This is a genomic window from Erwinia magellanica (assembly GCF_039023495.1).
GTDB lineage: Bacteria > Pseudomonadota > Gammaproteobacteria > Enterobacterales > Enterobacteriaceae > Erwinia.
Genome location: NZ_JBCHVC010000002.1, coordinates 23493 through 45516 on the forward strand (window position 1 = coordinate 23493; position 22024 = coordinate 45516).

Consider the following 22024-nt stretch of genomic DNA (forward strand, 5'->3'; position numbering starts at 1 on the left):
CTGTGATTAATGTCACTTAGTTGAGTTCTCTGTAAAAATATTAATACTGGATGCACTATGCAGACAAAAAAAGTTGTCATTACAGGTCTTGGGGTCATAGCACCTAATGGGACAGGAATTGAGAAATTTTGGAATAACACTCTCCGGGGGATCTCCGGAATTAAATCTTATGAATGGGGCAAACGGTTTGGTTTTAAAAGTGCCTCACTTGGGAGGGTAGATGATTTCTCACCGTTTCTGTATGACGTTTCTGAACGACAAATTCAGAGCAGCGGCCGTTATCTGCAATTTGCGCTAGCTGCGGCCAATATGGCTATGGCAGATGCAGACTTGAAGATGAATGAGATAGAGCGTACCCGCTTTGGCGTGATGGTTGCCAGCGCTATTGCTGATGCTGCCACTATGGAACAGAACCTGTTGCTAATGACCGATAACGGAACCGAAGACGTGAATAGCGACTGGGTGGACAGACACTTCTACGACAATCTGGATTTTGGTATCGCGGCTTCTTCTATAGCCAGAAAATATGGCGCGATGGGGCCGGTCTCCAATTTGTCGACAGGATGTACGGCGGGGCTGGATGCTTTGGGATTTGCTTTTGAACAAATCCGTAGTGGTAAAGCCGATGTCATGATCGCCGGTGCCAGTGAAGCTCCACTGTGTCCGTTGTCCATCGGATCTTTCGAAGCACTTGGGGCGCTTTCAACACGAGATTGTAGCGATAAAACTCAGGCATCTTGTCCGTTCTCTGCTGAGCGGGATGGATTTGTGATCGCTGAAGGATGCGGCATTTTTGTATTGGAGGAATATACGCACGCTATCCGGCGTGGAGCAAAAATTTATGCCGGGATAGCAGGATACGCATCGACTAATAATGCTTATCACATGACAGATCTGCCACCTGATGGCGAGGCACTGGCGAGATGTATGCATGCAGCTCTGGAAGATGCGGAGTGTGATATTGACTCTATCGACCATATTGGCGCACATGGCAGCTCGACTGCCCAAAATGATACCAATGAAACTGGGGCAATCAAGCGTGTATTTGGCGAACGGGCTTACCACATACCGGTGAACTCGCTCAAGGCCATGACGGGCCATGCTCTGGCCGCCGCTAATGCTATTGAATTGGTTGCCATGTGTCTGGAAATACAACACCAGATGGTCTTCCCGACGATTAATTATCATCAGGTTGATGAAGAGTGCGACCTCGACTATGTACCAAACGAAGCGAGAGTGGCATCCATTCGATCGGCTATCAAATTAAGCAGCGGATTCTCGGGGATCCACAGCGCTGTTGTCCTGCAAGCGGTATAAATTATGAAAAAACGTATTGTTATCACCGGAATAGGTGCGCTGAGTGCACTTGGGCATACGATTGACAGCATCTGTGCCAACTCACCTGAGCAGAATGGCATGCGTCAATATGATCCATCGACATTTTTACGGGTCACAGACTTTGATGGAACGGAGGTGGTAAAGGGCCGCTTGAAACGCAAACTGGATAACTTTACGTTTTACGGCCTGTGTGCGGCAGATATGGCATTGAAAAACAGTGGTGTGCTTGATAGCGATATTGATTTATCCAGGGTCGGGATATTTGTTGGTAACTGCCTGGGAGGCTGGGGTTTTGCCGAGTCGAAAATCAAGGCTCTGCATACTGAAAATGTAGAGGCTATGGGGCCTTATGTTGCCACCGCCTGGTTTCCTGCCGCACTACAAGGGCAGATTTCACTGCAATATGGATTAAAGGGATATTCCAAAACGTTTTCAGCCAGCAACGTTGCAGGTTTACAAGCTATTGGTTATGGCGTTGAAGCTATTCAGCGTGGGCGTGCCGATGTGGTGCTTTGCGGTGCATCAGAAGATCTTTCAAGTTCCTATATACGCGCAATGTTGGACCGCAGTACCAAACCAGGTGGGGTGAAGACCTCGGTATTTGGAGATGAAACACCAGCGGCGTTTAGCGAAGGTGCTGCATTCCTGGTATTAGAAGAGTATGAGAATGCCAGAAAAAGAGGCGCTACAACTTATTGTGAGATCAGCGGGTTTGCCGATCATTTTTGCTCTGATGCTAAAGATGTCAATTTTGTTCTCAGGAATAACGCTTTAAATGCTCTCAGCCATCCTGATGCCCCTTATCTGTTTCTGACGGATGCTGCTTTTGAGGCAGAAGCCAGCAGTACAAAGTGTCTTCATAATGATATCCGGGCACCGCTTTATATTGCCTCTGGTCGTGAGCATTTTGGCAATATGTTTGCTGTTTCTGGCGTAATGGAAACGGTGTGCGCGGCCCGGAATCTCTGTCATGGCACCACTCATCCCCAACATTTTGATGCCAGCGGCGATCCCTCTCTCTCCTTTAATAAGGTGATGATCCGTCGTCTTAGCAAGCAAGGTAGTGTTTCAACGTTGAGTCTGGCTTCGTTATAAGCCAATTCAGGTTGTTATATTTATACCCATAACCTTTCAAGACAATGTTATTAGCTGCAATTTGAAATGCCAACGATTAATAACTGGAGAGTTAATAATGCAAGACCCAATTTTTTTACAAGTTAAAGCGCTTATTTCAACTTATATCGACGTCGCGCAAGATGAGCTGGATATGAGTGCCGATCTCGATCTGGTATATGACATGGACTCGACCGAAATGACAGAGTTTGCCAAAGAGGTTGAACGTAAATTTGGTATTCCAGCCTCGAAGTCTGAGCGTGGTTCATGGGAGAGCGGTCAGGCGATATATGAGTTTATCCGTGCTAAAAAGGTGGAAAGCTGTGTGTGAAATCAGAGCTGACATCATCTTGTATTGAGGTTTTCTATGAAGCTCATTTGGTTGTTTCAGAGTGCTGATGATGGCATGGATAATAAAATAGCATTTGTTACGCCAGCCCGAACTTACACATATGCCGATATTTGTAAGGCGGTAGCACATACCATTCATGCTTTGGGGCGTTTGGGCGTGCGACGTGGGCAGCAGGTGGTATTGATCCCTGAACATGACGAAAGCGCTGTAGTGTTTATGGCGGCAGCCAGTGCAGTCGGTATCCAGATTGTCATGCCGTATAACCTGCAAAATGCGGCGATACCGGAGTGGGTGAACATTATCCAGACCGTCAAGCCTGACCATGTGGTTTATCTACGCCAGGGTAAGGCTGTTGAAGAATTGCAATGGGCAACGGCTGAAGATACCCATTTTATAAAATTGAATGCTTTTGCCGAAAACAACTGCGCAGATATTATCGATATTATTGTTGGAAGCCCGGATCCAGTCGAGAATTTTTTAGTGTTATTTACCAGTGGTACCACGGGTAAAGCCAAAGCGGTCAGTGTTTCAGAATCGTTGGTCTGCAAACGTGTGGCTTCTGTATCGAAACAACTAAAATTCAGCGCGGATGCCCGTATTTTCATGTCTGGTTTAATAAATAACACAACGGGTGTCATTTTCTCTTTTGGAGCGCTATTGCACAACGCGACACTCGTATTCCCTGCTGGACGGGTGATTGAGCAATGGCCGCAGCAAGTCGAACACCATCGGATCACTCACATGATGTTACGGCCAGTTGCACTGCGCAGGTTTGTTGAAGGAACCCGTGAATGTGGTGATGATTTGAGCAGTTTACGCGTTATGGCATATGGTGCTGCGGCACTACCGAAAAAATTGCTTGAAGAAGCTCGAGCGCTTATTCCTTGCGAATGGGTGCAAGGGTATGGCCTTAGTGAAACATTTGGCCCGTTTTGCTGGCTGACAGAGGACGATCATCAACGAAAGCTCTATGAGGAATATATCTATTGTGTTGGTCGGCCCGATGATTCTCTCGATATTTCTCTGCATTTTTCTGATGTTTCAGAAAACAGCGTTGGAGAGGTGGTATTACGTGGGGCTGGTTTGATGGAGGGATATTTTGATCTTTCCTCGGGCCAGGTCCAGCCAGTCGTTGAGTTTTTCCATACGGGTGATTACGGCCATTTCTCAGAGAATGGTGAACTGATCCTTAAGGGACGTATCAGCAATACGATTTTGAGTAAGAATGGTCATCGGCTCTATCCGGAAGAGGTTGAAAGTGTCATCGCAGGGATCGCTGATGTGAAGGAAGTACTGCTATTGAGTATTCCCACAGCTAATAACTTGGGCAATACACCGGTCGTTTGTATCTATGGCCCGCTGGCACAGCAAAGTGATGAAGTCATTGGTCAGGTTATATCGGCGCAGCTTGGTGTACAGCTCAGCAAGGAGAAATGGCCGGATTATGTCTATCCAAGCCGTTTCCCTTTCCCCAAGAGTGTCAATGATAAAATAATCAAAGCTGAAGTGCTAAAAACCATTGATGTAAAAGCACTAATTCCGATATCTGTCATGGAGGAAATATCATGAAGCGTACCCAGGCTAATTCAGTGGTCTGTAATGCATCGCAAGCCACGGTTTATTCCCTGATCTGCAATTCTCAGCAGTGGCCGCAGCTTTTTGAGCCTTGTATTGCGGTGGAAACGTTGGCCTGTAATGAGAATGAGGAACAGATCCGGGTAACCGCCCTGGTCGGTGGCGAGCAAATGACCTGGGAATCACGGCGGGTATTTCGTAAAGAAATTTTTGGGATCGACTCTACAATTGTTAAGCCCATGTTGTTCGTTAAAAAAATGACTACCACCTGGCGGGTGATCGCACTCAATCAAATTCAGAGTTTGATTGTATTGGAACACGACTACACCCTTGTTGATGACATTCCTTGCGAAATTGACGAAATAACCACGCGTGAACAGGCGGCGGCATTTGTTGCTAATGCAATAGATGCTAATTCCACCAAAGAGTTGGGTAACATCAGAGAGGCATTGCAGAAACCACACTCTGTTGTGAAGCGTTCTACCTCACATTCGATCATTTGTGAGGCTTCTGCCAAAGCGGTGTATGGCATTGTCGCCGATGTAAGCAACTGGCCAAAAATTTTTGATGCTTGTATCTCGGCGGTGGTGCAGGAGCGCCTGGGAAATACTGAAAGAGTGCGAATTGAAGCCAGGCAAAATGGCCAGGTGGTCGGTTGGGATACGCAGCGTAATTATTTTGATGATATCAAAAGAATTGACTTCTTCCTGCCGGTCCCTATGCCCTTTCTGAAGGAAATGAGTGGCCAGTGGCGAGTTGTTCCACTTGGGGAGCGGCGCTGTATCCTGAATGTTACGCGGGATTTCACACTGCTGGATGATATTTCTGGTATCCGTGAAGATATTAGTACGCATGAACAGGCTAGTGATTTAATTAATCGGTTTATTGATGAGAATGCAGGTGGAGAAATGTTGGCAGTGAAAGAGTTTGCTGAAAAAGCTGATATAACATTATCGTCTTTTACTACCCATTACTCATTACCCTATGCCCCTGAAGAAATTTACTCTCTGTTATCTGATATCCATCATTGGCCAACTGTTTTGCCACATTGTAACGATATAGATGTTATTTATGAGGATGCTAAATATCAAGAGGTTGTGATGGAAATTACGGGAGCAGGGGGAAGCGAGCATTTCCGTAGTATCCGGCAATGCGATCGCGATTCGCAGACAATTTCGTATTTCCAACCTGAACCTCCTGCGATGCTGAAAAGCCATAGTGGATGCTGGCGGGTTCGTGCCAGTGGCAGCGGCACGGAGCTTATTGCTGAGCATTCAGTTCATATTGATCCTGAACGTTGTGGCGTCTTGTTTTCCGATAACGATATTCAGCGTAATAAACAGCGTATTAAGGCATTGATTATGAAAAACAGCCAGACAACGGTCGATGCATTTTGCCACTGGTTGCACAAACAAAGGAAGGCAGCATGAAACCGGCCCTACTGCCTGAACCTCTGTACCGTCTGTGCGCATATTTTCTGCCGCGACTGATGTTTTTGCGCTCGGTACATGGTGCGCAGATCCATTGGGGGGACATTGCGATTGCCCTGCAAGATTTTCCGACCGAGTGCCAGGATCTTAGCTCGGGTGAGTTCTGGCAAGAGTGGATGCAACGCTGGAGCCAGTTGGGGCATGGCTATGTAAGTCTGGCTAATGAAAGCAGCTCGGAGGCTGGTGCCAGCATGGCCTGGCGCAGCGCAGCGGCATGTTTTCATTGGGCTGAGTTTATGTATTTCTCCGATCCTGTGCAGAAGACGCAAATGCGGCAGAGTGTGAAAGAGTGTTTTATGCGAAGTCTGGAACATACGGAACTGTCGTTGAGTACGGGGAAGTTTATGCATGGCGATGTGCACGTTCCCTATTATCTGGTTTTACCATCTCAACGGGGTGTCAGTGAAACCACCTGGCCATGCGTAATTCTGTCTAATGGGCTGGATTCAGTGACCGAGGTAGAGGTGTTCGCCTTTGCTGAACAATTTCTTGCTCGCGGTATCGCGGTCTTTATGTTTGATGGTCCAGGGCAAGGGATCAATGTCGGCTGCAACCCTATTGATATGCAGTTTGAAACCGTAGTGCAGAAGATTATTACACGTTTGAAAATAGAGCCTGCCATCGATGTTAACAGACTGGGTTTCTTTGGTGTCAGCTTTGGGGGCTACCTTGCGCTACGTGTTGCCAGCTACCTGGGGCAGCAGTTTAAGGCTGTGGTCAATTTATCGGGTGGGCCATATTTATCGCCCTACGCAACGCTGCCCCGGCGGCTGAAGGAGGATTTCCGCTATGCATTTATGGGGGGAAATGAGATCGAAATGCAGAATATTTTCGACCAGTTGGCGCTTACCATTCCGGATCAAAGCACAACGGATATATTGTCGATCCATGGAGGGCTGGATGATATATTTCCAGTGACAGCGCTGGAGGATATGCACAAGGCTCTGGGAGAGCGACATCGTCTTAAAATCTATCCAACAGAAGCTCATGTTTGTTTGAATTATATTAATCAATACAGTATTGAGATTGCAGACTGGCTACTACAAAAGTTGGCTAAGCCTGTTGGTTAACTGAAAAACTTTTATCTGACCTGTAGTGCGGTTCGGATTTTTATTTTTCGCATCTGAAATGTTTATGGTTATTTAATTATGGGCTGACCTGTTTGTTAATTTTCTGGGTGAGAGGGATGAGTAATTTAATAAAAACTCGGTTTGGTTTGATTTATTTTAGTATGTTTTCTTTTATTGGGATACATATGCCGTTTTGGCCCGTGTGGCTGGAGTATAAAGGGATTTCTCCCTCAGGCATTGCCGTGCTAACGGCATTGTCATTTGCTTTAAAGATTGTGTTTACACCGGTAGTGTCAAAAATTGTCGATCGCACGGGGCAGCGACGGGAAGCCGTTATTGTTCTGGCCTGCGGGTTATTCACCAGCATAATACTCTTTTCGCAAACGGACAGTTTTATTCCCATCATGCTGATGACGATATTAAGTTTTGCCTGCTGGTCACCGATTATGTCACTGGCCGAAAGCCTGGCTACGGTAACGGCCAGAGAGCAGAAGTTTGATTACGGGAAAGTACGACTTTGGGGGTCGGTCGGGTTTATGGCTGTGGCAATATTTTCAGGTAAGTTATTAGAGCATTTTGGTGAGCCTGCGCTGCTGTGGTCTATTTGCGGTGCGGCAGGATTATTATTTATCTCCTCCTGCCTGCTGCCAAAAGTTTCCGTGTCGATGGTAAAGAATAAGGATGTTAATACCTCGATCTTCTTCAAGAGTAAGTGGTTTATCTGGTTCTTGATTGCAACCACCCTAATCCAGGGCAGTCATGCTGCATATTATACTTTCGGTTCCATTTACTGGCGTGCTGAAGGGCTGTCGGATCAAATCATCGGCTTACTGTGGGGGAGTAGTATGGCGGTGGAGGTGATGGTCTTCGCCTTTGGACGGTCGATACTCTCCAGATTAGGCCCTGTCAATGTACTGGCGATTGGGGGGGCCGCAGCGGCCTTTCGCTGGTTGGTGATCGGCAGCAACGATAATCTGATCCTACTTTTGATTGCGCAATGTTTACATGCGTTGTCCTTTGGTGCCTGTCATTTTGCCGCCATGCAAATTATTACCGATAAGGTAGATGCCTCTCTTTCATCAACGGCACAGGGTATCTATTCCGCTTTTTCTATGGGGCTTGGCATGGGGGTATTTGTTCTGCTCTCAGGGCCGCTCTATTCCTCTTTATTGGGCGGCACGTTCTATGTCATGTCCGCTGTATCGCTTTCAGGCACTGTCTGTTTGCGGCTGATGAGAGCGGCGCAGATGAATGAAATTGCCCTCAATAATCTCCCTCCGTCGACGGAAAAGGCAAGAGCGGGTAGCGCCTGATGCTTTTAACATTAATCAATAAGGAATAAATGTATGAAACTACAACAAACGGATAAAAAAGTAGCGCTTGTTACTGGAGGTTCAGGCGGTATTGGCAGTGAGCTGGCGCGCCGCCTGGCGGCAAAAGGCATGGCTGTGGTATTGACCTATGCGACAGCAGAAAGGGAAGCTAACGACGTTGTTGCCTCAATCAAAGCCAACGGAGGAGAGGCGAATGCCATTCGTGCTGATATCAGCCAACCTGATGATATCGCCGCTTTGTTCTGTTTTGTTAAGGACCGGTATGAGCAGCTTGATTATCTTATTAATAACGCGGGCGTGATTGCACCAGGCCCGATAGCGATGGTTACCAACGAGCTGTATGAAAGAGTGTTTGATGTCAATGTGCGTGGTGCCCTTTTCATATTGCAAGAGGCGGCAAACCTGCTGCGCAATGGTGGCCGTATTATCAATATTTCATCAACAATGGTCGCTGCGCCGATTGCAGGTTCTGCCCTCTACGCCGCGAGTAAGGCAGCACTGGAACTCTTCAGTCGGGTTCTGGCAAAGGAAGTGGGTGCCAGAGATATTACCGTTAATAGCTTAAGGCTTGGTGCCACTATACCAGGCATGTTTGCTAAAGCGCCGCCAGAGCGACAGGCAGCTTTTGCCGCAGCATCCCCTTTCAATCGACTTGGTACGCCAAAGGACGTCGCCGATGTGGTGACTTTCTTATTGAGTGAGGGAGGTCGCTGGATCACAGGACAGACGATTACCGTTGATGGCGGTGCGACCTGATAAAAAAGAAAGAATATTATTTATCAGCACAGCGGCTCTTTGCTGTTGTGCCTGGTTCGTTTAGTGCCTGAAGGTGGAAAATAATGATCTGTTCATGGCAGATGTCCGTTCCACCAAATATTCAGAAAGCCTGATACAGCAATAAATCAGGCTTTCGTCATTTCAGGGGCCGTAGCCGCCCCAACGCTCTTATCTCTTCTCTACGGCAACGCTGCGTCCATAGCTCTGGCTGCTGACGCCGCGCTCTTCACGGGCGATCCAGCGGTAGAAGCCTGCCGACAGCGCCACGCCGATAAACCAGCTAAAATTCGCCACCTCATGCAGGGAAGGGATAAAGCTGATAACCAAACCAATCAGCACTGAAGGCACCAGCGCAGCAATAGCTTTTGGATTAAAGCCCCCGCGATACCAGTATTTGCCTTTTGGCGTATCGTCGAACAGATCGTTGACGGAGATCTGGCCGCGCTTGATCAGATAGAAGTCACAGAGCAGGATACCGAACAGCGGCCCGATAAAGGCGCCCAGTACATCCAGCGTATAGTGGATAAGCTCTGGTGACTGAAACAGGTTCCACGGCGTCAGCAGCACCGACCCTACGGCTGCAATCATGCCGCCGGTGCGGAAGCTGATTTTCTGCGGCGAGCAGTTAGAGAAGTCGAAAGCGGGTGAAACAAAGTTAGCCACAATATTGATACCGATAGTGGCGGTAATCATTGTCAGCAGGCCAATCGCTACCGCCAGATCGTTACCCACGCGGCTGACCGTTTCGATAGGGTCAGTGATCATATGTCCGAATAGCGACTGAGTGCCGGACACAATCACCACGGTGACCACAGAGAAGAGCAGGAAGTTGAACGGCAGGCCCCAGCGGTTGCCGCGACGGATTTCGCCCATGCTTTTCCCGTAACGGGAGAAGTCGCCAAAGTTCAGCAGCGGCCCCGAGAAGTAAGAGACCACCAGCGCCGTGGCGGTAATCATCTGCCACGCCTGTTCGCTACCGGTAAGCTGCTTGCTGGCCAGCGTCAGGGAAATGCCGGAAAAACCGGTTTTGTATACAATCCAGCCTGCCAGCGCAACCATGACCACGTAGACCGCCGGTCCGGCGATATCAATAAAGCGTTTGATGGCGTTCATGCCGTGCCAGAACACCATTGCCTGCGCCAGCCACATAATGCCAAAGCATATCCAACCCAGCTGAGAGAGGCCCAGCCAGGCAGAGTGCGTCATGGGGGCGAGCGCAGGCCAGAACTTCAGCGAAACCAGCATCAGGGCGTTAGCCGCCAGATAAGTTTGAATACCGTACCAGGCAAAAGCGATCAGGCCGCGGATCACGGCTGGGATATTCGCCCCAAATACGCCAAACGCCTGGCGGCAAATGACCGCATAGGGCACCCCGGTCATCTGGCTGGGGCGGGCAACCAGGTTGGCACAAATCTGCACGATACAGATGCCGACCAGCAGGCAAAGCAGCACCTGCCAGCTGGCAAGGCCCAGCGTAAAGAAGCTGGCGGCCACCACATAGCCGCCCATGCTGTGCACATCGGACATCCAGAAAGAGAAGATGTTGTACCAGCTCCAGTTCTGGTCACGCGTAGGAGCCAGATCTTTGTTACAAAGCCGTGGGCTGTAGTTCGCGTGGGCTTCAACCGCCGACGCCGGGGTGACATTCTGAGTATCTGGCATGAATCCTGCTCCTGTGAAGAGAGATAAAGGCAAATTGGTTATGACAAGGTGTTGCAGGATCCAGGCCAAAATCCTTTTGTTGTATACAAAACTTTGAATTGATGTGTACGATTCTTGATGGAACTGATGTTTACCGGAGTAGGGAATGAAGAGTGAAACCGGCCTGAAAACGGCCTCTGACCTGGCAGACAAGGACGAACCTATCTATCAGGCGCTGATGTCGGCGATGGTGGAGCACCAGCTGCCACCGGGCAGCAAGCTGCCGGAAGAGGCGCTGGCCGAAGTATTTGGTGTCAGTCGTACCGGTATTCGTAAGGTGCTGCAACGCCTCGCTGCGGTGCAAATGGTCGTGTTAACGCCCAAACGTGGTGCGCAGGTCGCCACGCCTTCCGTTGAGGAAGCCAGGGATATCTTTCGCACACGGGCGCTGATTGAGTGCGCCAATCTGCCTGCGGTGCTGGAACACTGCCAGTCGCCGCATCTGGTGGCGCTGGAGAAGCTTAATCAACAGGAGCAGCAGGCACATGAGGCGCATGATGGCCCGGCTGCTATCCGCCTTTCCGCTGCTTTTCATATCCAGCTACAGGCTATCTCCGGCAATCAGGTACTGACCGATATGGTGACACGCCTGTCGCAACGCTCATCACTGGTGATTGCGGCGTATGGTGCGCCGTGGCAGCAGGGTTGCCGCTGTGACGATCACGATCGGTTAATTGAGCTGGTCAGAGAAAAAGCGTTACAGCCGCTGGCTGACGCCATGCAGCAACATTTCGATCATATCGTAAGCAGTCTGCACTTCGAACGTGGGGGTGAAATGCTGCCGGACTTTGCCCGCCTGTTTTCGGGTTTTGGAGTTAAAGCATGACGGCGAGACAGCTCATTCAGGTGATCAACCCTAATACCACTCTTGCGATGACCGAAACAATCGGCGCAGCCGCACGAGCAGTGGCCGGGCCAGGTACAGAGATTATTGCCGTCAACCCCAGCCAGGGCGTGCCCTCTATCGAAGGGCATTTTGACGAAGCTGTTGCGGCCATTGGCGTGCTGGAACAGATCAAGGCGGGCCGCGAGCAGGGCGTAAGCGGGCATGTGATTGCCTGCTTTGGCGATCCTGGGCTGCTGGCTGCGCGGGAGCTGGCTCAGGGGCCAGTTATTGGCATTGCCGAAGCCGCTATGCATATGGCGACGATGGTGGCAACGCGCTTCTCAATTGTGACGACCTTGCCGCGTACGGTGACCATTGCCCGGCATTTGCTACAGCAGTATGGCTTTGAGCACCACTGTGCGGCGCTGCATGCCATCGACCTGCCGGTGCTGGCGCTGGAGGATGGAAGCGGGCTGGCCCAGGAGAAGGTACGGGAGGGGTGTATACAAGCGAAGCGGCAGGATGGTAGTGGCGCTATCGTGCTTGGCTGTGGCGGCATGGCGACTCTGGCCCGTGAGCTGACGCTTGAGTTAGGGATCCCGGTGATTGACGGTGTCGGTGCCGCCGTAAAAATGGTTGAGTCGCTGGTGGCTCTGGGGCTATCCACCAGTAAACATGGTGATTTGGACTATCCTGTAAGAAAAACCCTGTCGGGACAGTTTGCCAGTCTGAAGCTGGAGTGAGCGTGCCGATACAAGGACTTTAACTATGACTGATACCGCAGAGAAAAAAGAGTACAGCTTCAATAAGAACTACCCGCGCGATCTCCGTGGATATGCGGGCAATCCGCCTCATGCGGCCTGGCCTGGCAATGCGAAGATCGCCGTGCAGTTTGTGCTGAACTATGAAGAGGGCGCGGAGAACAGCGTGCTGCATGGCGATGCCGGTTCCGAGCAGTTTTTATCAGATATCATTGGGGCGGCGAGCTATCCCGAGCGCCATATGTCAATGGAGTCGCTCTATGAATATGGCTCCCGCGCAGGCTTCTGGCGCATTCACAATGAGTTTCAAAAGCGCGGTTTGCCATTAACCGTGTTCGGCGTGGCGATGGCGCTGGCTCGTCATCCTGAAATCGTGGCAGCGATCAAAGCAGCGGATTATGACGTGGTCAGTCACGGCTGGCGCTGGATCCATTATCAGGCAATGGATGCCAAAGCAGAGCGCCAGCATATGCAGCAGGCGGTAGACACGCTAACCGATCTGTTCGGCAAAGCGCCAACCGGCTGGTACACCGGCCGCGACAGCCCGAATACCCGCAGGCTGGTGGTTGAGCAGGGCGGTTTCACTTACGACAGCGATTACTACGGCGACGATTTGCCTTTCTGGTCGCAGGTTACCTGCCAGGACGGCACGGTCAAACCCCATTTGATTATTCCCTATACCTTAGAAACCAACGACATGCGTTTCGCCACGCCGCAAGGTTTCAATACCGCAGAGCAGTTCTACACCTATCTGAAAGACAGTTTTGACGTGCTGTACGAAGAGGGTGAAAGTTCGCCTAAAATGCTGTCGATAGGGATGCACTGCCGTCTGCTTGGGCGGCCAGGGCGCTTTAAAGCGCTACAGCGGTTCCTGGATCATATTCAACAATATGACGATGTCTGGATCTGCACGCGTCAGCAGATAGCCGATCACTGGGTGGAAAATCATCCTGCGCCGAAGGCGTGATTCACTGATGTTTAGCCGCAGCATCCGTGCTGCGGCTGACTGACTGACTAACTTAGCTTTTGCTTAACAGCCCATAATTTCCTTACTCAGGCCTTTAGTACTGAATGTAAGAAAAGGGCAAGTTGTCTGAAAGTGCAGTACTCCGGTCAGGGAGAATGGGCTTAACACAAAAACGCCGTGACCCCCCCATGGGGGCTGCGAAGCGGCGTCCATGCCGCTTAGCTTTTGCTTATCAGCCCCTTCTCCCTTCCCAATAACTTTAGTGTTGCCTGTTGGTACAAACCTACCTGCCAAAACCATACTTTTGACCTGTTTGATCGCCGGACACACTGGCAAAGCTGAATCTGATGGGGGCACCACAGGGCACGTTAGCTGAGTGTATGCCGCAGGGATGCGGCATCCAGGTCTCCAGGGATGGATTCACGACGTCCCTGATAAGGTGCTCTGTGGTGACGCCTTGTCACCGCACCCGGTTTTGACCTGTAAAAGCGCTAACCCCCATATGTCTGATGCTATGGGGCACACTGTGAGTTTCGTTATAAGTTGTGCAGAAAAGTCAGGTCGTCTGTGAGTTCAGCAATCTGGTCAGGGAGAAGGGGCTGAACACAAAAACGCCGTGAACCCCTCCATGGGGGCTGCGAAGCGGCGTCCATGCCGCTTAGCTTTTGTTTATCAGCCCCTTCTCCCTTCCCAATAACTTTAGTGTTGCCTGTTGGTACAAGCCTGCCAAAGCTAAAGCCAAAGCCAAAGTTATGCTTTTGACCTGTTTGATCGCCAAACACACTGGCAAAGCTGCATCTTATGGGGTGGCACCACAGGGCACGTTAGCCGAGTGTATGCCGCAGGGATGCGGCATCCAGGTCTCCAGGGATGGATTCACGACGTCCCTGATAAGGTGCTCTGTGGTGACGCCTTGTCACCGCACCCGGTTTTGACCTTCAAACAGATCCCTCTCAGCTCATCAGACTCACCTGCGCCGCCACAATCCGCCAGCCGCAGGGCAGCCTGACCCAGGTCTGCTGCTGACGACCGATTTTGTCGCTGCCTTCGCGGGTGAACTCGGTGCTGCACACAGCATAGTCTTCCCCAAACGTGGTGATCACCGTATGACGCAACTGGCGATCCAGCCCTTTGGCCGGACGAGACGCCCGAAAAGCTCTGATCTCATCGATGCCGTACAGATTTTCCCCCGCGCCCAGACGCACCGTGCGCTCGTCATGCCAGAACAGCTCATCCAGCACCACGGTGTCATTACCGATCAGCGCCTCTTCATACCGGTAAAAAGCCGCAGTCACTTCAGCTAAAATTGCTGGTCGATCAATATATTCACTTTTCATTATTGTGCACTCAACATGACGGGCGCAGCTTTCGCAATCCCCATTTTTTCTAACGCCCAGGCCGCGCGCAGGCACGCCTCTTCTTTAAAGGGGGCCGCAATCAGTTGCAGGCCAATTGGCAAACCACCCGGCGTTTGCAACGGCACCGTAGTGACCGGCAGCCCCAGGAATGAGATGGGTTGCGTTAACATCCCCATGCTCGCGCGGATCGGCAAATCAGTGCCGTTGACAGGCATGGTTTCCTGACCAATCAACGTGGCAGTAGTTGGCGTGGCAGGCGCAATCAGCACGTCAAACTGTTCAAACAGCGGTAAAACCTGCTCACGGAAATGGTGGCGGAAACGCTGAGCCTGCACATACCATGCGGAAGGGATCATCGCGCCAGCCAGCAGACGCTCCCGCGAAAGCGGCTCAAACCGTTCAGGCTGAGTGCGTAATGCAGGCAGATAGTGATTCCCCCCCTCTGAAGCAGTGATAATAAAGGCGGCGCTACGCGCCAGTTCGGCTTCCGGAAACAGAACCTCATTCTCTGCGTTCAGCGCCCTGGCTGCCACCTTGACGGCAGCGCGGGCTTCATCGCTGCACCAGGTCTGGAAATAGCCGCCCAGTACAGCGCAGCGCAGGCCCTCCAGCCCATGCTCCAGTAACCGGTGGGCGGGATGCATAGCTTTCTCTGCCTGGAAGCTGTCGTGCGGATCGCGCCCCTGTAGTGAGTCATAGACCAGGGCCAGATCGTCAACGGAGCGGGCAAACGGCCCGATATGATCAAGGCTCGCTACAAACGGCTGGCTGCCGCTACGGGAAAGGCGACCAAAGGTGGGCTTCAGACCAAAAATCCCACACAGCGAAGCCGGGACGCGGATAGAACCGTTGGTATCGCTGCCTAAAGAGAAATTGACCAGCCCGGCAGCAACCGCCGCCGCCGACCCACCAGAAGAACCACCGGCGATGCGCTGCACATCGTGCGGGTTTCTGGTTGCGCCGTAATGGCTGTTCTCCGTGGTAAACCCATAAGCATAGGCATCCATATTCAGCATACCGGAGAGCAGGGCGCCTGAGCTGGCCAGCCTGCTTACCGCCCAGCTATCCTGCTTCGCCACCTGACGATCGCTGAACAGTGTGGCACCCGCCAGCGTCACATGGCCCGCCACGTCAAACAGATTCTTCACCGCGTAGGGCACTGCGGCCAGTGGAGGCAGCGGCTGTCCCTCTTGACGCAGACGATCGAGACGATCGGCCTCGTTAAGCATGCGATCCTGAGTCACTTCAGTCCAGGCGTTGATCGCCGGATTCAGCCGCGCTATCTGGCTGAGCGTCTGCTGCGCAATATCCCGCGCACTAAGCTCACCTTTGCTTAGCGCGCCCTGTAACTCTTTGATGCTCAGAGAGAGTGGATTCATGCTTTATACACTCCAGCCACTTCCAGGCGATCGTCCAGCGGAAAGGCCATCAGCGGCGCCGCCATACCGGCAATGCGGGTGAACTGCACCAGCAGCTCGGCCCGACGCTGGTCGTTTAAGGTTACGCCGAGAACCAGTTCCATCTGTGCCACATAGGCTGCCCAGTCGGGCGAATGTTGATTCATGCTCTTCTCCTGTTAAAAACCGGCTGCGCTGCCGTTGCTTCTTGGGTCGCATGCTCCTTCCAGCATGCCGTTGGTGTGCCGGACGATGGCACCTGCATGGCCCACCGCTTCACTGAAGTCAGGCAGGGCCTCCACTTCGTGGCCCAAAGCGCGAAGCTGTTCAAAGGTTTCCGGGGAAAAGCGGCTCTCCAGCTTTAACGAGTCAGAGGCCTGGCCCCAGGTCCGGCCCAGCAGCCAGCGTGGTGCGCTGACACATTGCTGAAGCGGCATCCCCTGGACAACGTGACGGGTAAAAATGGCGGCCTGCGTTTGCGGCTGCCCGTCGCCGCCCATTGAGCCATAAACCATTGTGCGGCCATCGCTCAGCCGTGCGGCGGCGGGATTCAGCGTATGAAAAGGCTGTTTGCCGGGCTTGAGCGCCAGAAGGTGGTCGGGATCGAGGCTGAAAGCCGCGCCGCGGTTCTGCCAGGTAATGCCGGTATCTGGCAGCACTACGCCGCTGCCAAATTCATGATAAATGCTCTGAATAAACGATACGGCCAGACCGCTGCTGTCCATTACGCCCATCCAGACGGTATCGCCAGGCCCTTTACCCGTGCCCCAGGGGGCGGCCTGCCGGTCATCAATTTTTCCCGCCATCTGCGTCAGCAGGTCTGAATCCAGCAGCGCCTGCATCTCTTCCTGCATATGCAGCGGGTCGGTGATATAGCGATCGCGCAGGCTGAAGGCGAGTTTGGTCGCCTCCACAATGCGGTGAACGGTTTCTGTTTCTGTGGCATCACGCATATTTAACTGGCTGGTAATGCCGAGGATCGCCAGGGAAACCAGCCCCTGAGTGGGCGGCGTCATATTATAAACTTCGCCACACTGATGCTGGATACGCAGCGGCGTCCGGCGTTTTGCCCGGTGATTATGCAGATCTTCAAGAGTGACGGGCATGCCCAGTCGGGACATTTCACCCGCCATTTTGCGGGCCAGAGAGCCGCGATAAAAACTCTCCAGCCCCTCTTCGGTCAGCAGGCTCAGCGTATTTGCCAGCGCCGGTTGCGTAAAGCGACTGCCCGCCTTCGGCACTTCCCCATCGGGAAGAAAGGTTTGCGCAAAGCCGGGCTGTTCCGCCAGCTCATGATATTTGCTGGCGGTAGCGGAGGATTGCGACTGGGTGACCGGAATGCCGTCGGCGGCATAGCGAATGGCATCGGCCAGCAGCCTGGCAACCGGCGTCGCCGTGCCGCCAAATTCGGCGGAAACCGCCAGCGCTTCCGCCCAACCGCTCACTGTACCCGCCACTGTCAGGGCGGCTTCAGGCCCCCGATGGGGAATGGCGGTGGCATTCTTATAAAAAGCGAGATCGGCCAGCGAGCCGGCAGCACCGCTGGCATCAATGGCAACCGGTTCCCCCTGAGGAGGAACGATCAGCCAGAAGCCGTCTCCGCCCAGGCCATTCATATGCGGGTAGACCACCGCGATGGTCGCCGCAGCGGCAACCATAGCTTCAATGGCATTGCCCCCTTCACGCAACACTGCCAGGGCACTTTCACTGGCAAGATGATGGGGAGCGACGGCCATGCCCAAGGGGGCGATATTACTCTGTATCATTCCGGTCTCTTTTTTCAGGGTTACAGGAGAGTAGGTAAGCAAGAGCTGTTCCAGTTTGCCAGCAACAAAAAGTTAATTGCCTCTCTGCGCATAAGGTCGGGACAAAATTGCTGGCTGACGGCAAAATAAGTTTCCCGTTCGGGCACGCAATTTGTATAAACAGATCCTCTGAAACAAAAGTTACAAGGTCAACGCTATGAAGCAGCTCGATGAACGTCTGAGAAGCCATTATCCCCAGCTCTCCCCTCAGGAGCAGCGGGTAGGGGATTTTGTCTTCGATCATTTTGACGATCTGATCAGCTATAACAGCGCCGAACTGGCAAGGCTCAGCGGTGTTTCCAAAGCCACGGTCAGCCGCCTTTTCAAGCGGCTTGGCTATGAAAAATATAAAGATATGCGCGACGAGCTGCGTACGCTTCGTCAGAGCGGGATGCCGTTAACCGACAACCGTGATGCGGTGCAGGGCAACACCTTACTTGCCCGTCATTACAAGCAGGAGATGGCGAATCTGACTCAGTGGGTGAACGGCATTGATGCCACGCAGTTTGGCGAAGTGGTAAAGCAGCTGGCCAGCAGCAAGCGCGTATTCATCGTTGGGCTGCGCAACGCTTACCCGGTTGCACTGCACCTCCGGCAGCAGCTGTTGCAGGCCAGAGGGGGCGTTCAGGTGCTGCCGCAGCCTGGTCAGACGCTCTCTGAAGAGCTGGTGGAAGTGACGCAGAACGACATGGTGGTGGTGCTCGCTTTCCGCCGCCGTCCACGCATCATCAAGCCCTTACTCCAGCAGTTACAGCAGGATGCCATCCCAACGGTGGTGGTGTGCGAACCCCAGGCTCAGGCTGTTATCGCCCTGGCCCGCTGGCAGCTCTGCGCGCCGCTGGACAGCGTTTCCGCCTTTGACAGCTACGCTTCAGCCAACAGCCTGATAAACCTGCTGGCCAATGCCGTACTGCATGAACTTTTAAGCGAAGGCCGCCAGCGCATCCATCAGATAGCCGATCTCTACAGCCAGCTGGACGAGCTGGAACAGCGGTAATGGGGCACCTTTTTGGTGCTTTGCCTTTTTTTGGGGCGGATATTCCCGGCGATCTGCTGCCTTCTCCTGAGTGGGCGCAGCAAGGCACCCCACAGCAAAGCAATCGTTTGCCTGGTGAGTTTTTTCCCTTAAATACTTAACTGCCCGTTTCCGCACTCTTTTTACCCGATCCTCTTCTCCTCGCTGGCTCTCTTTATCCGGCAGCAATAAATTTTCACCGCCTCCTCTCTCGCTGGCACATTAGTTGCAAATAAAATCTTCAAGAATCTTTCGTTTCATGTTTTTATTATTCGGGGAACACCAGATGAAAAAAGTATTACTGGCAGTAGTAGGCGCGGCTCTGATGTTAACGCAGGTAACAGCGAAGGCCGACCAGCTACAGGATATTGAAAAACGGGGCGTTTTACGCGTTGCCGTGCCGCAGGATTTTCCGCCGTTTGGTTCAGTCAGTACCGATCTACAGCCGCAGGGTTACGACATTGATATGGCGAAATACCTGGCGAAACAGATGAAACTTAAGTTGCAACTGGTGCCCGTTACCAGCGCCAACCGCGTACCCTATCTGCAAACCGATAAGGTAGACCTGGTGATCTCCAGCCTGGGCAAAAACCCGGAACGTGAAAAAGCAATCGCCTTCAGCCGCGCTTACGCACCGTTCTTTCTGGGCGTTTTCGGCCCGAAAGAGGCTGAGCTGAAAGATGCCGCTGCGCTGAGCGGTAAATCTGTCGGCGTGACTCGCGGCGCGGTGGAAGACATGGTGTTAACGGAGCTGGCGCCAAAAGATACCCAGTTGAAACGCTATGAAGATAACAACACCACGCTCTCGGCTTATCTCTCCGGTCAGGTGCAGTATGTGGCGACCGGCAATCTGGTGGTAGCCGCCATTGCCCGTCAGAACGCAGATAAAGCGCCGGTAGCAAAATTTATGCTCAAGGATTCGCCATGCTTTATCGGCATGCGAAAAGATGAACCTGCGCTGAAAGCGAAAGTGGACGAGCTGATTGAGCAGGCGCTTAAAGACAAAACCCTGAACGCCCTCTCGGAAGAGTGGCTGAAAGCGCCGCTGCCCGCAGACCTCGGCGCGTAAGGGTTGCTGATGATTGGGCAACTTGATTTTCCTGCGCTGTGGCCTTACTGGCCGGAACTGCTTTCCGGCCTCTGGATCACTATCCAGCTGACCGTTCTGGCCACCACTGGCGGCGTGGCGCTGGGCATTTTGGGCGCCGCCCTGCGCAGCGGAAAACCTTCGCTGATTAGCCGCCTGTGGGGCTGTTATGTGGAGCTGATCCGCAACACGCCCTTTGTGGTACAGCTCTTTTTTATCGTGTTTGGCCTGCCGAATCTCGGGCTGAAACTCACCGCCGGGGAAGCGGCGCTGCTGGCAATGCTGATTAATCTGGGCGCCTACAGCACGGAGATTATTCGTGCCGGGATCCAGGTCACGCCAAAAGGGCAGTGGGAAGCTGGACGCGTGCTGGGATTAACCCGGACGCAAACTTTTATGCGCGTGGTGTTGCCGCCTTCACTGAAGCGCATCTACCCGGCGCTGGTCAGTCAGTGCATTATCGTGATGCTTGGTTCTTCGGTGGTGTCGCAGGTCTCTTATGAAGAGCTGACGTTTGCCGCCAACCTGATCCAGTCGCGCACTTTTCTGAGTTTCGAGGTTTATCTGGTGACCACGCTTATCTACCTGGCGTTGTCGATTGTGATGCGCCAGCTGCTGCTGGCCGCGGGCCGTAAATGGTTAGGGAGTGCGCACGGATGAGTACGTTTACCGACTGGGACATTCTGCGCAATTTGCTGCTGGCTGCCCGCTGGACGATTTTGCTGTCACTGACCGCCTTTGTTGGCGGCACCATCGTGGCCCTGCCGCTGGTAATGGTACGGCTGACCCGCCGTCGCTGGCCGATGCGGCTGATCCGCGCCTATATTGAGCTGTTTCAGGGGACGCCGCTGCTGATGCAGCTCTTCCTGGCCTTTTTTGGCGTGGCGCTGTTTGGTATTGACGTTTCGCCGTGGACCGCCGCCTCGCTGGCCCTGACCTTTTACACCAGCGCTTTTCTGGTGGATATCTGGCACGGCAGTATTCTGGCTCTGCCAAAAGGGCAGTGGGAAGCATCACGCTGCCTGGGGCTGAACTTCGGCCAGACGTTATACCGCGTGGTGTTACCGCAGGCGTTACGTATTGGCATTGCGCCAACCGTAGGCTTTGCCGTACAGGTGATCAAAGGCACCGCGCTGGCTTCCATCATTGGCTTTGTCGAGCTGACCAAAGCCGGCACCATTCTGAACAACGTGACCTTGCAACCCTTTAAGGTTTTCGGACTGGTGGCCGCGGGCTATTTCCTGATGTGTTATCCGCTGTCCCGCTACAGCCAGTACCTGGAGAAGAAATTCAATGCCGCTCATCACCATTAATCAGGTGCAGAAATATTATGGCGAGAACCACGTGCTGAAAGGGGTGGATCTCGATGTTGATATGGGGGAGGTCATCTCAATTATCGGCCGCAGCGGCTCGGGAAAAAGTACCCTGCTGCGCTGCATCAACGGGCTGGAGGGATATCAGGAAGGCAGCATCAAGCTGGGCGGCATGACCATCACCGACAGGGATTCTCAGGCGCGGGAAATCAGCCGCTCCGTTGGCATGGTGTTCCAGAACTTCAACCTGTTCCCGCATATGACCGCGCTGGAAAACGTCATGCTGGCACCCAGGCGGGTGCTGAAAAAGAGCGAAGCGGAATGCCGAACCCTCGCGGCACAGATGCTGGAAAAAGTGGGGCTGGGCGACCGGATGGACTACTTTCCGTCGAACCTTTCGGGCGGTCAGCAGCAGCGCGTGGCAATAGCTCGTGCGCTGGCCATGTCGCCGAAAGTGCTGCTGTGTGATGAGATCACCTCGGCGCTGGATCCGGAGCTGGTGGGCGAAGTGCTTAAAGTACTGGAGCAGTTAGCCAGTGAGGGCATGACGCTGATCCTGGTGACCCACGAAATGAACTTTGCCCGTGAAGTGGGCGACCGCGTGGTGTTTATGCATCAGGGGCGCGTATGGGAGCAGGGCGACAGTAAAAGCGTATTCGCCAACCCGAAATCGCAGGAACTTAAACAATTTATCTCATCGGTGCGCGGCCTGAGCTAAGCGCCGGTTCGGTCAGAGAAGGAATGA

At 52.7% G+C, this 22024-nt stretch carries 21 protein-coding genes; 16 read left to right on the forward strand and 5 right to left on the reverse strand.

All coding sequences use genetic code 11. The features are described from left to right. The first annotated feature begins 57 nt into the window (after positions 1-57). From AAH450_RS07140 to AAH450_RS07175, 8 genes are all read left to right on the forward strand, one after another. A complete protein-coding gene (locus tag AAH450_RS07140) occupies positions 58-1317 on the forward strand; it encodes a beta-ketoacyl-[acyl-carrier-protein] synthase family protein (RefSeq protein WP_342909615.1) in 1260 nt (419 codons plus the stop codon). A 3-nt stretch (positions 1318-1320) separates the two neighbouring features. Beyond that, complete coding sequence (locus AAH450_RS07145; protein ID WP_342909616.1) at positions 1321-2433, forward strand: beta-ketoacyl synthase N-terminal-like domain-containing protein; 1113 nt, start codon at positions 1321-1323, stop codon at positions 2431-2433. Positions 2434-2530: 97 nt separating this feature from the next. Continuing rightward, positions 2531-2782, forward strand: coding sequence for an acyl carrier protein (locus AAH450_RS07150; RefSeq protein ID WP_342909617.1), 252 nt, complete (start codon positions 2531-2533; stop codon positions 2780-2782). Positions 2783-2818: 36 nt separating this feature from the next. Beyond that, on the forward strand, positions 2819-4372 hold the full coding sequence (locus tag AAH450_RS07155) for a class I adenylate-forming enzyme family protein (RefSeq protein ID WP_342909618.1): 1554 nt from the start codon (positions 2819-2821) through the stop codon (positions 4370-4372). After that, a complete protein-coding gene (locus tag AAH450_RS07160; protein WP_342909619.1) occupies positions 4369-5808 on the forward strand; it encodes an SRPBCC family protein in 1440 nt (479 codons plus the stop codon). The genes AAH450_RS07155 and AAH450_RS07160 overlap by 4 nt, the downstream gene beginning before the upstream one ends. Further along, entirely contained in the window at positions 5805-6938 is a 1134-nt protein-coding gene (locus tag AAH450_RS07165) for an alpha/beta hydrolase family protein (protein ID WP_342909620.1), read from the forward strand. Before AAH450_RS07160 ends, AAH450_RS07165 begins: the two co-directional genes overlap by 4 nt. A 116-nt stretch (positions 6939-7054) precedes the next feature. After that, positions 7055-8251, forward strand: a complete 1197-nt coding sequence (locus AAH450_RS07170) for an MFS transporter (RefSeq protein WP_342909621.1) — start codon at positions 7055-7057, stop codon at positions 8249-8251. A 33-nt stretch (positions 8252-8284) separates the two neighbouring features. After that, positions 8285-9028 (forward strand): SDR family oxidoreductase, encoded by a 744-nt coding sequence (locus AAH450_RS07175; protein WP_342909622.1) that lies wholly within the window; start codon positions 8285-8287, stop codon positions 9026-9028. A gap of 189 nt (positions 9029-9217) precedes the next feature. On the opposite strand, the gene AAH450_RS07180 is transcribed toward AAH450_RS07175, so the two are convergent. Next, positions 9218-10711 (reverse strand): NCS1 family nucleobase:cation symporter-1, encoded by a 1494-nt coding sequence (locus AAH450_RS07180; protein ID WP_342909623.1) that lies wholly within the window; start codon positions 10709-10711, stop codon positions 9218-9220. A 145-nt stretch (positions 10712-10856) separates the two neighbouring features. On the opposite strand from AAH450_RS07180, the gene AAH450_RS07185 reads away from it, so the two are divergent. From AAH450_RS07185 to puuE, 3 genes are read left to right on the forward strand one after another with little or no spacing between them, the layout of a single operon-like run. Next, positions 10857-11576, forward strand: coding sequence for a GntR family transcriptional regulator (locus AAH450_RS07185; protein WP_342909624.1), 720 nt, complete (start codon positions 10857-10859; stop codon positions 11574-11576). Further along, on the forward strand, positions 11573-12319 hold the full coding sequence (gene hpxA, locus AAH450_RS07190) for an allantoin racemase (RefSeq protein ID WP_342909625.1): 747 nt from the start codon (positions 11573-11575) through the stop codon (positions 12317-12319). The genes AAH450_RS07185 and hpxA overlap by 4 nt, the downstream gene beginning before the upstream one ends. Positions 12320-12344: 25 nt before the next feature. Then, a complete protein-coding gene (gene puuE, locus AAH450_RS07195; protein ID WP_342909626.1) occupies positions 12345-13304 on the forward strand; it encodes an allantoinase PuuE in 960 nt (319 codons plus the stop codon). A gap of 953 nt (positions 13305-14257) precedes the next feature. Here puuE and hpxZ read toward each other — a convergent pair. Genes hpxZ through AAH450_RS07215 form a run of 4 tightly spaced genes read right to left on the reverse strand, consistent with a single transcriptional unit; the run spans position 14258 to position 17825 of the window. Next, positions 14258-14641 carry an oxalurate catabolism protein HpxZ gene (gene hpxZ / locus AAH450_RS07200; RefSeq protein ID WP_342909627.1) on the reverse strand — a complete coding sequence of 128 codons (384 nt, stop codon included), beginning with the start codon at positions 14639-14641 and terminating at the stop codon, positions 14258-14260. Next, complete coding sequence (locus AAH450_RS07205; protein ID WP_342909628.1) at positions 14641-16041, reverse strand: AtzE family amidohydrolase; 1401 nt, start codon at positions 16039-16041, stop codon at positions 14641-14643. Before AAH450_RS07205 ends, hpxZ begins: the two co-directional genes overlap by 1 nt. After that, the gene (hpxX, locus tag AAH450_RS07210) at positions 16038-16226 is read right to left on the reverse strand and encodes an oxalurate catabolism protein HpxX (protein WP_342909629.1); all 189 of its coding nucleotides are present in this window, start codon (positions 16224-16226) and stop codon (positions 16038-16040) included. The genes AAH450_RS07205 and hpxX overlap by 4 nt, the downstream gene beginning before the upstream one ends. Positions 16227-16238: 12 nt before the next feature. Then, entirely contained in the window at positions 16239-17825 is a 1587-nt protein-coding gene (locus AAH450_RS07215) for a gamma-glutamyltransferase family protein (protein ID WP_342909630.1), read from the reverse strand. 196 nt (positions 17826-18021) lie between these two features. Here AAH450_RS07215 and hpxU point away from each other — a divergent pair, with 196 nt between their 5' ends. The 5 genes from hpxU (at position 18022) to AAH450_RS07240 (ending at position 21997) form a co-directional block, all read left to right on the forward strand. Continuing rightward, on the forward strand, positions 18022-18861 hold the full coding sequence (gene hpxU, locus AAH450_RS07220; protein WP_342909631.1) for a MurR/RpiR family transcriptional regulator HpxU: 840 nt from the start codon (positions 18022-18024) through the stop codon (positions 18859-18861). A 304-nt stretch (positions 18862-19165) separates the two neighbouring features. Next, positions 19166-19948, forward strand: a complete 783-nt coding sequence (locus AAH450_RS07225; RefSeq protein WP_342909632.1) for a transporter substrate-binding domain-containing protein — start codon at positions 19166-19168, stop codon at positions 19946-19948. A gap of 9 nt (positions 19949-19957) precedes the next feature. Beyond that, positions 19958-20626 (forward strand): amino acid ABC transporter permease, encoded by a 669-nt coding sequence (locus AAH450_RS07230; RefSeq protein ID WP_342909633.1) that lies wholly within the window; start codon positions 19958-19960, stop codon positions 20624-20626. Beyond that, entirely contained in the window at positions 20623-21279 is a 657-nt protein-coding gene (locus AAH450_RS07235; RefSeq protein WP_318789791.1) for an amino acid ABC transporter permease, read from the forward strand. Before AAH450_RS07230 ends, AAH450_RS07235 begins: the two co-directional genes overlap by 4 nt. Then, positions 21260-21997, forward strand: a complete 738-nt coding sequence (locus AAH450_RS07240; protein WP_342909634.1) for an amino acid ABC transporter ATP-binding protein — start codon at positions 21260-21262, stop codon at positions 21995-21997. Before AAH450_RS07235 ends, AAH450_RS07240 begins: the two co-directional genes overlap by 20 nt. Positions 21998-22024 lie beyond the last annotated feature (27 nt).